Here is a 12707-nt window from a genome sequence, read left to right as displayed (position 1 = left end):
GCCGAAAACCCGTCCGGCGCGGGGCGCGGCGGGCCGCGGCCGGGCGCTTGTCGATAGGATTCCCGGGCCGCTGCGAGGGGAGACCGATGACCGACTGCCTGTTCTGCAAGATCGTTTCCGGGGACGTGCCGGCCGAGATCGTCCGCGAGTCGGCGGGGACGGTGGCGTTCCGGGACATCAACCCGCAGGCGCCCACGCACGTGCTGGTCATCCCGCGGGAGCACCACCCGACCGCCGCCGAGCTCGCCGCGGCCGACGCCGGGCTGCTCGCCGAGGTCGTCCGCGAGGCCCACCAGGTCGCCGTCGACGAGGGAGTCGCCGACGGCGGCTACCGGCTCGTGCTCAACACCGGCGCCCAGGCCGGGCAGACCGTCTTCCACGTGCACGCGCACGTGCTCGGCGGCCGCGGCCTCAACTGGCCGCCCGGCTGACCGGGCGCCGGAGGACGCCGCGGGGCGTCCCGCCGCGCGAAAAACCCCTCGGCGTCCTGTCAGGGGTGCCCAGTACGATGGAACCGACGTACCTGGACACCCGGAGCAGACAGAAGGCAGGTCCGAAGGCCGCAAGGCCCGGCTGATGGTCGAATCAACTCACCCGAGGGCAACTCGCACGGGGCGCGGCGACCGGAACGGCTCGCGCTCGCAGATCAAGATCGTGGTGCCGGACGACCATTCGATGGTGAGCCTGCTCGGCTCCCGGGATGAGCTGCTCCACGCGGTCGAGCAGGCGTTCGGCAGCGCCCTCGACATCCACGTCCGCGGCAACGAGATCACCGTGACGGGCGCCGAGGCCGACACCGACATGGTGTCCCGGCTCTTCACCGAGATGCTCGAACTGCTCAAGGGCGGCACCCAGCTCACCCCCGACGCCGTCGAGCGCAGCCTGGCGATGCTGCGCGGCGAGAGCGGCGCGCGCCCGGCGGAGGTCCTCACCCTGGACGTGCTGTCCAGCCGGGGCCGGACGATCCGCCCGAAGACGCTGAACCAGCGCCGCTACGTCGACGCGATCGACAAGCACACGATCGTGTTCGGGATCGGCCCCGCCGGCACCGGCAAGACGTACCTGGCGATGGCCAAGGCCGTCCGCGCGCTGCAGGACAAGCAGGTCAACCGCATCATCCTGACGCGTCCCGCGGTCGAGGCGGGGGAGCGGCTCGGGTTCCTCCCCGGCACGCTCTACGAGAAGATCGACCCGTACCTGCGGCCGCTGTACGACGCGCTGCACGACATGGTCGACCCCGACTCGATCCCGCGCCTGATGGCCGCCGGCACCATCGAGGTCGCGCCGCTCGCCTACATGCGCGGCCGTGCGCAGCCCGTCTTCACCCAGGTTCTGACCCCGGACGGATACCGCCCGATCGGCGACCTGCGGGTCGGCGACCTCGTCATAGGCTCGAACGGGGAGCCGACGCCGGTCCTGGGCGTCTATCCGCAGGGTGAGAAGGAGATCTTCCGGCTGACGGCGCAGGATGGAGCCTCCACCCTGTGCACGGCCGACCATCTCTGGTCCGTCACGACCAGGGACGACCGGCACAGAGGGAGGCCCCCGCGAGTTCTGGAGACCCGCGAGATGATCGGAAACCTGGGGGCCGCGCGCGCCCGCAGGTATGAGCTGCCGCTGCTGAGCCGGCCCGTCAGCCTCCCCGCCCGGGAGGTCCCCATGGACCCCTACGCTCTCGGGTCGCTGCTGGGCGACGGATGCCTGACGGGTTCCACGACTCCGAGCTTCGCCACCGGAGATCCGGAACTGGCGGAGGCGCTCGACGGGCTCCTGCCCGGTGCGTCCGTCCGGCACAAGAGCGGGCCGGACGATGTGTCCAACCGGATCGCCGAGCCCGGTCAGGTCATCACCATCGAGAACCCGGTCACGGGTGTCATGCGCAGCCTGGGCTTGTGCGGTACCAGCTCGGAGAGCAAGTTCGTGCCGGAGGAGTACCTCTACAACTCCGCGCAGGTGCGGCTCGGAGTCCTGCAAGGGCTGCTGGACGCCGACGGCCGGCCTGTGACACAGGACGGGCGGGCCTGCCGCGTCCAGTACGCCACCACCTCGCGCCGTCTGCGCGATGATGTGCTCTTCCTGGTCAGGTCACTCGGTGGTGTCGCCCATCTCCGTCCGCGTCCGATGCGGGGCCGCGCTCCTGGGAGGGCCAGCGGGCGTCCGGTGTCCTACCGGCCTGACGCCTTCGTCCTCGACCTGCGGCTGCCGCCCGGCGTTGTTCCGTTCAGGCTCCGCCGGAAGGTGGACGAGTACCGGTCGTCCGGTGGCGGGCGGCCGATGCGGTTCATCGACGGCATCGAACCCGCAGGGTCCGCGGAGGCCGTGTGCATCCAGGTGGCGGCCGCCGACTCCCTGTACGTCACCGAGGACTTCCTCCTGACCCACAACACCCTGAACGACTCGTTCATCATCCTGGACGAGGCGCAGAACACCTCGGCCGAGCAGATGAAGATGTTCCTCACCCGGCTCGGCTTCGGGTCGAAGGTCGTGGTGACCGGCGACGTCACCCAGGTCGACCTGCCGAACGGGCAGACGAGCGGGCTGCGCGTCGTCCAGGACATCCTGGAGGGCGTCGAGGACATCGACTTCTGCCGGCTGAACAGCCGCGACGTCGTCCGGCACAAGCTCGTCACCGACATCGTCGACGCCTACAGCCGCTGGGACGAGGCGCGCGTGCCGGAGCTCAAGCAGGGCGGGCGCGGCGGGTCCCGCAAGCGGGGGCGGCAGCAGTGAGCATCGAGGTGCTGAACGAGTCGGGCGTGCCCGTCGACGAGAAGGCCATCGCGGAGCTGTCCCGGCACGTCCTCGACGGCATGCGCGTCCACCCGCTGGCGGAACTGTCGGTCCTGCTGGTCGACGAGGCCGCGATGACCGAGCTGCACGAGAAGTGGATGGACGAGCCGGGCCCCACCGACGTGCTGTCCTTCCCCATGGACGAGCTGCGCCCCGGCCACATGTCCGGCGGCGCCGACGAGGACGGCGAGACCGACCCGGGGCTGCTCGGCGACGTCGTCCTCTGCCCGTCGGTGGCGGAGCGGCAGGCGCGGGAGGCCGGGCACGGCACCGAGGCGGAGCTGGAGCTGCTGTGCGCGCACGGCATCCTGCACCTCCTCGGCTACGACCACGCCGAGCCGGAGGAGCACAAGGAGATGTTCGGCCTGCAGGCCGAGCTGCTCACCTCCTGGCGGGAGAAACGCGGCGGCTGATGAGCACGACGCAGGCGTGGTTGTCCGCCCTGGCGGTGGGCCTGGTCTTCATGGCGGGCCTGCTCGCGGGCACCGAGACGGCGCTCGCCCGGGTGTCGCGCGTCACCGTCGACGAGGTGGTGCGCGAGGGGCGGCGCGGCGCGAAACGGCTGGCCGAGGTCGTCGCCGACCCCGCCCGCTACGTCAACATGGTGCTGCTGCTGCGCATCGGCTGCGAGCTGGTCGCGACCGTGATCGTGGCGGACCTGTGCATCTCCTGGCTGGACGAGACGTGGCGCGCCTACGTCACCGCCGCCGCGATCATGATCCTGGTCAGCTACGTGGTGATCGGGGTCGGGCCGCGCACGCTCGGCATCCAGCACGCCGACCGGATCGCGCTGGCGGGCGCCGCGGTGATCCACCCGGTGACGCGGGTGCTCGGGCCGCTGCCCGCGCTGCTGATCGCGCTCGGCAACGCGCTGACGCCCGGCAAGGGGTTCCGGGAGGGCCCGTTCGCGTCCGAGGCGGAGCTGCGCGACCTCGTCGACCTCGCCGAGCAGCGCAGCCTCATCGAGCCGGTCGAGCGCGAGATGATCCACTCGGTGTTCGAGCTGGGCGACACCCTCGTCCGCGAGGTGATGGTGCCGCGCACCGACATCGTGTTCGTCGAGCGCACCAAGACGCTGCGGCAGGCGATGTCCCTCGCGCTGCGCAGCGGCTTCTCCCGCATCCCCGTCGTCGGTGAGAACGAGGACGACGTCGTCGGCATCGCCTACCTGAAGGACGTCGTCCGCCGCAGCCAGGAGCACCGCGAGGGCGAGTCGGTCGAGACGGTCGACTCGGTGATGCGGTCGGCGACCTACGTGCCCGACAGCAAGCCGATCGACGAGCTGCTGCGCGAGATGCAGGCCCGGCAGATCCACGTCGCGATCGTGATCGACGAGTACGGCGGCACCGCCGGCCTCGTCACCATCGAGGACATCCTGGAGGAGATCGTCGGCGAGATCACCGACGAGTACGACGTGGAGATCCCGCCGGTCACCTGGCTGGAGGACGGCGCCGCCCGCGTCACCGCCCGCCTCCCCGTCGAGGACCTCGCCGAGCTGTTCGACGTGGAGCTCGACGGCGAGGACGTCGAGACGGTCGGCGGGCTGCTGGCCCACGCCCTCGGCCGCGTCCCCATCGAGGGCTCCACGGCCGAGGTCGGCCCCGCCGAGGGCGGCCCCGTCCTGTCCCTGAAGGCCGAGACGATCGCCGGCCGCCGCAACCGCATCGGCACCGTGCTGGTGCACAGGCTCGGCGCGACCGCCGCGGACGCGTCCGGGAACGGGGAGCCCGACCGGTCGCGCTAGCCGGCGCGGCGGGTCACAGGGTCGTGCGGAGGGTCCCGTCGGGGCCCGCGACGAGGACGGGCGCCTTGGGCCCGAGGTCGCGGACGGCGGTGACGCCGGACGGGTCGGGGGCGCCGGCCGCGGTGACGACGGCGGCGGCCTCCAGGTCCTCGGCGCCGCTGGACACGGCCATCGCGACGGCGACCTCGAGGGCCGGCAGCTTCAGGGACGGCAGGTCCACGCTGGTGGCGGAGTAGGTGCGGCCCGTCTCGTCGCGCACGGCGGCGCCCTCGGCGGCGCCCGTGCGGGCCCGCGCCGACCGGGCCAGGGTGATGATCTTCGCGTCCTCGGGGTTCAGCTCGCTCACGCCGCCCAGCGTACGGGGTGGCCCGCAAGTCACCGCCAAGTGGGCGGCAAGGCCGCCGCGCGATCCTCGGACGGTCGGAGAAACGCCGTTCTGGGGGAGAAACCGATGTCCCGTCTGCTCTACCGCCTGGGGAGGGCCGCGGCGCTGCGGCCCTGGCGGTTCATCGTCGTGTGGCTGGTGCTCGTCGCCGCGGCGGCCGGTTCCGCGGGCGCGGCCGGGGGCGCGCTGCACGACGACTACACGCTGGCCGGGACGGGGTCGCAGCAGGCCACCGATCTGCTGCGGGAGCGGTTCCCCGCGCTGGCGGGCGCGGACGCGCGGGTGGTCGTCCAGGCGCCGTCCGGGACGGTGGACCGGACGAGGCTGGCCGCGGCGGCGGGCGAGCTGCGCGGGCTGCCGCACGTCAGCGAGGTCGGCCCGGCGCAGCCGAGCCGGGACGGCGGTACCGCGCTGCTGACCGTCCGCTACTCGGTCCCCGTCACCGATCTGGCGCCGGGCGAGACGCTCGGCCTGCTGCGGTCGGCGACGAAGGACCTGGACGCGGCCGGGTACCGGGTGGAGTTCGGCGGCCAGGTGCCGGAGAACGTGACGGCGCCGGGCGGCGTCGCCGAGGCCGTCGGGATCGTGGCGGCCCTGGCGATCCTCCTGCTGGCGTTCGGGTCGGTGGTGGCGGCGGGGCTGCCGCTGGTGGTGGCGCTCGCCGGGCTCGGCGTGGGCGTGTCGGGGATCACGCTGGCCGCCGCGGTCACCGACGTCGCGACCACCGCGCCGACGCTGGCGACGATGGTCGGGCTCGGCGTCGGCATCGACTACGCCCTGTTCATCCTCACCCGGCACCGGGAGGGGCTCGCGGCGGGGCTGGACGTGCCCGAGGCGGCGGGACGCGCCATCGCCACGGCGGGCCTGTCGGTGCTCTTCGCCGGGTTCACGGTCCTGCTGGCGCTGTGCGGCCTGGTGCTCTCCCGGATCCCGGTCTTCATGACCATGGGCTTCACGACCGGTCTGGTCGTCGCGGCGACCGTGCTGAGCGCGATCACCCTGCTGCCGGCGGTGCTCGGGCTCGCCGGCCGGCGGGTGCTGCGCCGCCGCGACCGCGCCGCCGGCGCGGCGATCGCGGTCGAGTCGCCGCGGGTGCGGCGGTGGGCCGGGCACGTCGGGCGGCACCCGTGGCCGTGGCTGCTCGCCGCGTCGGTGCTGATGCTCGCGCTGGCCGCGCCCGCGCTCGGCATGCGGACCTGGCCGAGCGACGCCAGCAGCGAGCCGACGTCCAACACCGTCCGGCAGGCCTACGACATCGTCGCGGACGCCTACGGCCCCGGCGCCAACGGGCCGCTGCTCGTCGCCGTCGACCTGGACGGGACCGGTCCGGGCCTGCTGCCGGGCCTCGGGGAGCGGCTGGCGCGCACCGCCGGCGTCGCGGACGTCGCACCGGCCCTGCTGTCCCCGCGCCGGGACGCGGCGGTGATCGCGGTGACCCCGGACTACGGGCCGCAGGACGCGCGGGCGACCGGCCTCGTCGACCGGATCCGCGCGGAGGTCCTGCCGCCCGGCGCGGAGATCACCGGGCTGACCGCCGCCTACGTGGACCTGTCCCGGACGCTGTCCGACCGGCTCTGGCCGGTGATCGGGGTGGTCGTCGCCACGTCCTTCGTCATGCTGATGATCGTCTTCCGGTCGCTGGTGGCGCCGCTGAAGGCCGCCGCGATGAACCTGCTGTCGATCGGCGCCGCGTACGGGGTGCTCACGGCCGTGTTCCAGTGGGGCTGGGGCGCGGGGCTCCTCGGGCTCCCGCACAGCGTCCCGGTGTCGTCGTTCATCCTGCTGCTGCTGTTCGCGGTCCTGTTCGGCGTGTCGATGGACTACGAGGTCTTCCTGCTGTCGCGGGTCAGGGAGGAGTGGCTGCTGCACGGCGACGCGCGCGGCGCGGTCACCTCCGGCCTCGCCGCGACCGGCCGGGTCATCTCCAGCGCGGCGCTGATCATGGTGGCGGTGTTCCTCGGCTTCGCCGCCGACCCGGGCCTGGTGATCAAGCAGATGGGGGTGGGGCTCGCGGTCGCGGTGGCGCTGGACGCGACGGTCGTCCGGCTGGTGCTGGTGCCCGCCACGATGGCGCTGCTCGGGCGGGCGAACTGGTGGCTGCCGGGGCCGCTCGCCCGCGTCCTGCCGGACCTCGGCCCGCACGGCGGCGCCGTGCCGGCGGCGGCGGAACGGGAGCCCGAGCCGAGCCGCGCCTGATCCGGGGGGAGTGATCGCGAAGGTCGGACATGTCCCGGTTACGCTGACCGGGACATGTCGCCTGCCGTACGCGTGCTCGGGGCCTTCGGCGCGGAGGTGGCGGGAGCGCCCGCCGACCTCGGCGGTCCCCGGCAGCGCTCGGTGCTGGCGCGGCTCGTCGCCGCGCGGGGCCGGATGGTCCCCGCCGGGCGGCTCGTCGAGGACCTGTGGCCGGAGGCCGCCCCGCCCCGCGCCGCCGCCGGGCTCCAGTCGTTCGTCTCCCACCTGCGCCGCGCGCTCGAACCGGACCGTCCGCCGCGCACGCCCGCGCGGGTCCTGGTCACCGAGCCGCCCGGCTACGCGCTCCGGCTGCCGGACGGCGGCGTCGACGCGTGGCGGTTCGACGCGCTGATCGACGCGGCCGGCGGCCTGCTCGCGGCGGACCCGGCGCTCGCCCGGCGCCGCGCGGAGGCCGCGCTCGCCGAATGGCGCGGCCCCGCCTACGCCGAGTTCGCCGACCTGCCGTGGGCCGCCGCCGAGGCCGCCCGCCTGGACGAGCGCCGCCGCCTCGCCGTGGAACGCCGCGCCGAGGCGATGCTGCGCGTCGGGGCCGCCGCCGAGGCCGTCCCCGACCTGGAGTCCCACGCCGCCGGGAACCCGCTGCGCGAGGAGGCGTGGCGGCTGCTCGCCCTCGCCCTCTACCGCGCGGGGCGCCAGGGCGACGCGCTGGCCGCGCTCCGCCGCGCCCGCGCCGCCCTGGCCGAGGAACTCGGCGTCGATCCCGGCCCGGCGCTGCGGCGCCTTGAGGCCGGCATCCTCGCCCAGGCGCACGACCTGGGCGAACCGGTCCCGGTGCGTGCCGTTCCGCGGCCGGCGCCCGAGCCCGCCGAACGGTCTCCGTTCGTGGGACGCGCCCAGGAACTGGCCCGGCTCGCCGGCGCCGCCCGCAGCGCGGAGGCGGGCGGAAGCGGCCTCGTCATCGTCGGCGGCGACGCCGGCATGGGGAAGACCGCGCTCGCCGAGCGCTTCGCCCGCGACCTCGCCGGACGGGGCTGGACGTGCGCCTGGGGCAGGGCCCAGGAGACCGGGGGAGCGCCCGCGGCGTGGCCGTGGGCCGAGCTGCTGCGCGAGCTGGCCGCCGCCGTCCCGCCCGCCGCGGGCCTCGGCGCGCGGCTCGGCCCCCTGCTGGACGACTCGGCCACCGGAACCGGCGACGCCGACGTCAACACCGGGCGGTTCCGGCTCCACCTGGCCGTCGGCGACTACCTCGCCGGGATCGCGGAGACGGCGCCGCTGCTGCTCGTCCTGGACGACCTGCACTGGGCCGACGAGGAGACGCTCGCCCTGCTGGTCCGGCTCGCCGGGCGGCTGCGGGGCCGTCCCGCCCTGCTGGTGGCCACGTTCCGGCAGACCGAGGCGCCCGACGGCCTCGCCGCCGCCCTCGCCGCCCTCGCCCGGCACGAGCCGGTCCGGATCGAGCTGGGCGGGCTGTCCGCGGCCGAGGTCGCCGCCCTCGTCCGCGGCACCGGCGCCACCGGCCTCGGCGACGCGGAACTCGCCGTCATCGCCGAACGGACGGGCGGCAACCCGTTCTTCACCCGGGAGACCGCCCGGCTGCTGGACGCCGAGGGACTGCCCGCCGCCACCCGCCGCGTCCCCGCCGGCGTCGGCGACGTGCTGCGCCGCCGCATCGCGCGGCTGCCGGGACCGGTCCAGACCGTCCTGCGGGACGCCGCCGTCATCGGCCGGGACGCCGACCTGCGCGTCCTGTCCGACCTGGCCGGCGACGAGGACGCGGTGATCGACGCCGTGGAGGCGGGCATGGCCGTCAACCTCGTCACCGAGCCCGCGCCCGGCCGGATGCGGTTCGCGCACGCCCTCGTCCGCGACACGCTCTACACGGGCCTGTCGCGGGCCCGCCGCACCCGCGTGCACGGCCGCGTCGCCGCCGCGCTCGAACGGCACGTCCCCGACGAGGCCGCCGCGATCGCGCACCACTACCTCGAAGCGGGCACGGACCCCGCCAAGGCCGTCCGCTACGCGCGGCGCGCCGCCGCGGCCGCCGAGTCCCGCTACGCGCACGGCGTCGCGGCCGACCTGTGGGCGCGGGCCGCCGGGACGCTGCGCGCGCAGGGCCCCGGGGCGACCGGCGAGCGGCTGGAGGCGGAGGTCGCCGCCATCCGGGCGAGCGCGCTGTCCGGGCAGGTCGTCGACGCACGCGACCGGCGCCTCGCCGTCATCGCCGACGCCCGCGCGTTCGGCGACGTCCGGCTCCTCGCACGGATCATCGCCGCCTTCGACGTCCCCACGCTGTGGACGAGCCGCGAGTACGGGAGCCTCGACGCGACGGTCGTGGACGCGACCGGCGAGGCGCTCTCCCGGCTCCCCGCGGACGAGCGCGAACTGCGCGTCCGGCTGCTGACCACGCTGGCGATGGAGCTGGAGGGCGAGCAGCACGACCGGGGCCTCACCGCGTCCGGCGAAGCGCTGCGCACGGCCCGCGCCCTCGGCGACCCCGAACTGGTCGCCGCCGCGCTCAACGGCTCCTACATCAACCACTTCCGCACCGTGGAGGGCCTCGCCGACCGGCACCGCATCGCGTCCGAACTCCTCGACCTCGCCACCGAGCACGACCTCGGCACCTACCGCGTCCTCGCGCACCTGCAGTTGCAGCAGACGAACGTCGCGCTGCTCGACATCCCCGCCTCGCACCGGCACCTCGCGGAGGGGCGGCGGCTCGCCGACCAGTACGGCCTCCCCCTGCTCGCCCGCATCTCCGGCTGGCACGATTCGCTGGCGGGCGCCCTGACGGCCTGGCCGGACGAGGCCGAACGCGCGTTCGCGGAGGTCGGCGGCACCATCGGCCGGACCCGGATCTGGTTCAGCGAGCGCGGCATGGCGGTCCTCGGCCCGTTCTGCCTGCGGGTCGTCCAGGGGCGGGCCGGCGAAATGGTGGACGAGGCCGCCTGGCTGCACGAGCAGTGGGGCCATGTCGCCGCCACCGCGGACGTGCACGCCCTCGCGCTGGCCGCCGCCGGCCGCACCGCCGAGGCCCGCCGGATCGTCGCCGGAGCCGGGCCCGTCCGGCTCGACTACTTCTTCGACCTCACCATGCCGATCCGGGGCCTGCGCGCCATGGCCCTCGGCGACCGCGCCCTGGCCGCAGAGGCATACACGGCGCTGCTGCCCTACCAGGACGGCTTCACCGGCGGCGCGACCGCCGTCGCCACGCTCGGCCCCGTCGCACACGTCCTCGGCGACCTCGCCCGCTTCCTGGAACGCCCCGCCGAGGCCGCCGCCCACTACCGCACCGCCGCCGACGTGGCCGCCCGCCTCGGCGCCCCCTTCTGGACCGAGAGGGCTGTGTTGGCCCAGGGGGGCGACCCCCTGGAACCCCCGTTGCGACGCAGGCGATCCTCGCGCCGCTGATCGGTCTGTCCTGCCTGTTCTGGCGTGTGCGGCGTCGCTGTGGTCGCCTGAGTCGGCGGGCATGCCCGCTGCGCTCGCTGGCGCTCGCTCCGCGTGCCTGCCCGTGTGCGGGGCTCGGGAGGGGTGATCCCTTGGAAACCCCCGTGGCGACGCAGGCGATCCTCGCGCCGCTGATCGGTCTGTCCTGCCTGTTCTGGTGTGTGCGGCGTCGCTGTGGTCGCCTGCGTCGGCGGGCATGCCCGTGTGTGGTGGCTCGGGTGATCCCTTGGGACCGCCCTCGGCGGGTAGGCCGTTGCGCGTGACTGTGGGTGGTGTTTCGGCTTAGGAGCGGCCCCTGAGGGGGTGGGAATGGGGGTGCGGTTCAGGAGGTGGGCGTTAGGGCGGCCGGGGTGGGCGACAATTGGACGGTGACGAGTTCAGGAGACGGGGCGCCCGAGGGGCACAGGGCCGGGTTCGCGTGCTTCATCGGGCGGCCCAACGTGGGCAAGTCGACGCTGATGAACGCACTGGTGGGCACCAAGGTGGCGATCACCAGCAGCCGGCCGCAGACGACGCGGCGGGCCATCCGGGGGATCGTGCACCGGCCGGACGCGCAGCTGGTCGTCGTCGACACGCCCGGCCTGCACAAGCCGCGGACGCTGCTCGGGGAACGGCTCGACAGCCTCGTCCGGTCCACGCTGACCGAGGTGGACGCGATCGGGTTCTGCGTGCCCGCCGACCAGCCGGTCGGGCCCGGCGACAAGTACATCGCGCGCGAGCTGGCCGGCGTGAAGAAGACGCCCGTGGTGGCGATCGTGACGAAGACCGACCTGGCCGCGCCCCAGCAGGTCGCCGAGCAGCTCCTCGCCGTCGGCCGGCTGGGGGAGTTCGCCGACATCGTGCCGTGCTCCGCCGTGGACGGGTTCCAGGTCGGCCTCGTCGGCGACCTGCTGATCTCCCACCTGCCGGAGGGGATGCCGCTCTACCCGGAGGGCGACCTCACCGACGAGCCCGAGCAGGTGCTGATCAGCGAGCTGATCCGGGAGGCGGCGCTGGAGGGCGTCCGGGACGAGCTGCCCCACTCGATCGCCGTGGTGGTGGACGAGATGGCGCCGCGCGAGGGCCGCGCCGACCTCGTCGACGTCTACGCGCACCTGTACGTCGAGCGGTCCAGCCAGAAGGGCATCATCATCGGGCACAAGGGCTCGCGGCTCCGCGAGGTGGGCGCGGCGGCGCGGCGGCAGATCGAGGCGCTGCTCGGCACCAAGGTCTTCCTCGACCTGCGCGTCAGCGTCCTCAAGGACTGGCAGCGCGACCCGAAGCAGCTGCGCCGGCTCGGGTTCTACGACTGACCGGGGCGGTCGGTCCGGCCCTCGCCTGAGTGGCGCTGATCCCTCTCGGGATCGGCCTCGGCGGGCCGGGGGCCCTCCTGGCGGCTCCACGCCTGGTCCTCGTCGGGCCAGACGGCGGACTCGCCCGGTTCGCCCGGCTGGTCGGGGTAGGCGTACTGCGGCTGGTAGGCGTCCGCCCGCTGCGACCGCGACACCCGCTCGCCGATGGGGCGGGCGAGGCTGAAGCCGACGACGAACAGGGACGCGACGACCCCGAGGTACCAGCCGTAGCGGACGGTGATCTGGTAGCCGAGGTCGAGCCCGGTGTCGGGCAGGTCGTCGCGGACGTCGCCGAGCCGCAGCACGAAGATGCCGCAGACCAGCAGCGCGAGCGTGCCCGGGACGGCGGCGAGCCCGCCGATCCGCGCGTCCCGGCCGATCAGGTCCCAGAAGGCCAGCGCGATCGCGATGACGGCCAGCACGGGGACGGCGAGGACCATGTCGTCGGCGTCGATGCCCGCCACGCTGCCGAGGTCGCGGCTGAGCGAGCGGCCGAACAGGTCGACGACGACCTGCGCCCGCGCCCACGGCAGGAACGCCGACACCAGCAGCGCCGACGCCGAGGCGATCATCGCGAGGATCCACGGGGCGCCGTGCCGCGTCGGCGGCGGCTGCGGGTCGGCCGCGGCCGGGTCCCCGGCGGGCGGCGGGTAGCCGTCGACGGGCGGCAGGAAGGACGGGCGCGGGTGCGCGCGTCCCGCGTCGGAACCCAGGTCACCGGTCATGAACCCAGCGTAAAGGCAGGAACGGCATTGACCGGGACGGCCACGTCGGCGCTCTCGGGTCGGTACTTTGGACGAAGTCCGTTATGGGA

General features: G+C 74.7%; 9 protein-coding genes and 1 pseudogene. 8 read left to right on the top strand and 2 right to left on the bottom strand.

Features of this window, described 5'->3' with window-relative positions; all coding sequences use genetic code 11:
• Nucleotides 1-86 precede the first annotated feature (86 nt).
• The 5 genes and pseudogenes from ACA511_RS18405 (at nucleotide 87) to ACA511_RS18385 (ending at nucleotide 4534) form a co-directional block, all read left to right on the top strand.
• Nucleotides 87-431 (top strand): histidine triad nucleotide-binding protein, encoded by a 345-nt coding sequence (locus ACA511_RS18405; protein WP_375025569.1) that lies wholly within the window; start codon nucleotides 87-89, stop codon nucleotides 429-431.
• Between the two features lie 145 nt (nucleotides 432-576).
• Nucleotides 577-1308 (top strand): annotated as a pseudogene (locus tag ACA511_RS18400) (PhoH family protein); the annotation flags it as partial.
• Entirely contained in the window at nucleotides 1297-2730 is a 1434-nt protein-coding gene (locus tag ACA511_RS18395; RefSeq protein WP_375025619.1) for a PhoH family protein, read from the top strand. The pseudogene ACA511_RS18400 and the gene ACA511_RS18395, both read left to right, overlap by 12 nt.
• On the top strand, nucleotides 2727-3203 hold the full coding sequence (ybeY, locus tag ACA511_RS18390) for an rRNA maturation RNase YbeY (protein WP_375025568.1): 477 nt from the start codon (nucleotides 2727-2729) through the stop codon (nucleotides 3201-3203). The genes ACA511_RS18395 and ybeY overlap by 4 nt, the downstream gene beginning before the upstream one ends.
• Entirely contained in the window at nucleotides 3203-4534 is a 1332-nt protein-coding gene (locus ACA511_RS18385) for a hemolysin family protein (protein WP_375025567.1), read from the top strand. The genes ybeY and ACA511_RS18385 overlap by 1 nt, the downstream gene beginning before the upstream one ends.
• A 13-nt stretch (nucleotides 4535-4547) precedes the next feature.
• Here ACA511_RS18385 and ACA511_RS18380 read toward each other — a convergent pair whose 3' ends face one another.
• Nucleotides 4548-4880: a cytidine deaminase gene (locus tag ACA511_RS18380; protein ID WP_375025566.1), complete on the bottom strand. Its 333-nt coding sequence runs from the start codon at nucleotides 4878-4880 to the stop codon at nucleotides 4548-4550.
• A gap of 105 nt (nucleotides 4881-4985) precedes the next feature.
• Here ACA511_RS18380 and ACA511_RS18375 point away from each other — a divergent pair, with 105 nt between their 5' ends.
• From ACA511_RS18375 to era, 3 genes are all read left to right on the top strand, one after another.
• Nucleotides 4986-7115 carry an MMPL family transporter gene (locus tag ACA511_RS18375; protein ID WP_375025565.1) on the top strand — a complete coding sequence of 710 codons (2130 nt, stop codon included), beginning with the start codon at nucleotides 4986-4988 and terminating at the stop codon, nucleotides 7113-7115.
• Nucleotides 7116-7169: 54 nt separating this feature from the next.
• Nucleotides 7170-10523, top strand: coding sequence for a BTAD domain-containing putative transcriptional regulator (locus ACA511_RS18370; RefSeq protein WP_375025564.1), 3354 nt, complete (start codon nucleotides 7170-7172; stop codon nucleotides 10521-10523).
• A gap of 407 nt (nucleotides 10524-10930) precedes the next feature.
• Nucleotides 10931-11854, top strand: coding sequence for a GTPase Era (era, locus tag ACA511_RS18365; RefSeq protein WP_375025563.1), 924 nt, complete (start codon nucleotides 10931-10933; stop codon nucleotides 11852-11854).
• Here era and ACA511_RS18360 read toward each other — a convergent pair.
• Nucleotides 11845-12618 carry a hypothetical protein gene (locus ACA511_RS18360; RefSeq protein ID WP_375025562.1) on the bottom strand — a complete coding sequence of 258 codons (774 nt, stop codon included), beginning with the start codon at nucleotides 12616-12618 and terminating at the stop codon, nucleotides 11845-11847. The two genes, era and ACA511_RS18360, sit on opposite strands and share 10 nt — an antisense overlap.
• Nucleotides 12619-12707 lie beyond the last annotated feature (89 nt).

Source organism: Actinomadura sp. GTD37 (assembly GCF_041951365.1).
Lineage (GTDB): Bacteria > Actinomycetota > Actinomycetes > Streptosporangiales > Streptosporangiaceae > Spirillospora.
This window is presented reverse-complemented; position numbering and strand designations above follow the sequence as displayed.

Coding starts and splice junctions, on each gene's coding strand:
- ACA511_RS18405 (WP_375025569.1), top strand. CDS start 87: ATGACCGACTGCCTGTTCTGCAAGATCGTTTCCGGGGACGTGCCGGCC.
- ACA511_RS18395 (WP_375025619.1), top strand. CDS start 1,297: ATGCGCGGCCGTGCGCAGCCCGTCTTCACCCAGGTTCTGACCCCGGAC.
- ACA511_RS18385 (WP_375025567.1), top strand. CDS start 3,203: ATGAGCACGACGCAGGCGTGGTTGTCCGCCCTGGCGGTGGGCCTGGTC.
- ACA511_RS18375 (WP_375025565.1), top strand. CDS start 4,986: ATGTCCCGTCTGCTCTACCGCCTGGGGAGGGCCGCGGCGCTGCGGCCC.
- ACA511_RS18370 (WP_375025564.1), top strand. CDS start 7,170: ATGTCGCCTGCCGTACGCGTGCTCGGGGCCTTCGGCGCGGAGGTGGCG.
- ACA511_RS18360 (WP_375025562.1), bottom strand. CDS start 12,618: ATGACCGGTGACCTGGGTTCCGACGCGGGACGCGCGCACCCGCGCCCG.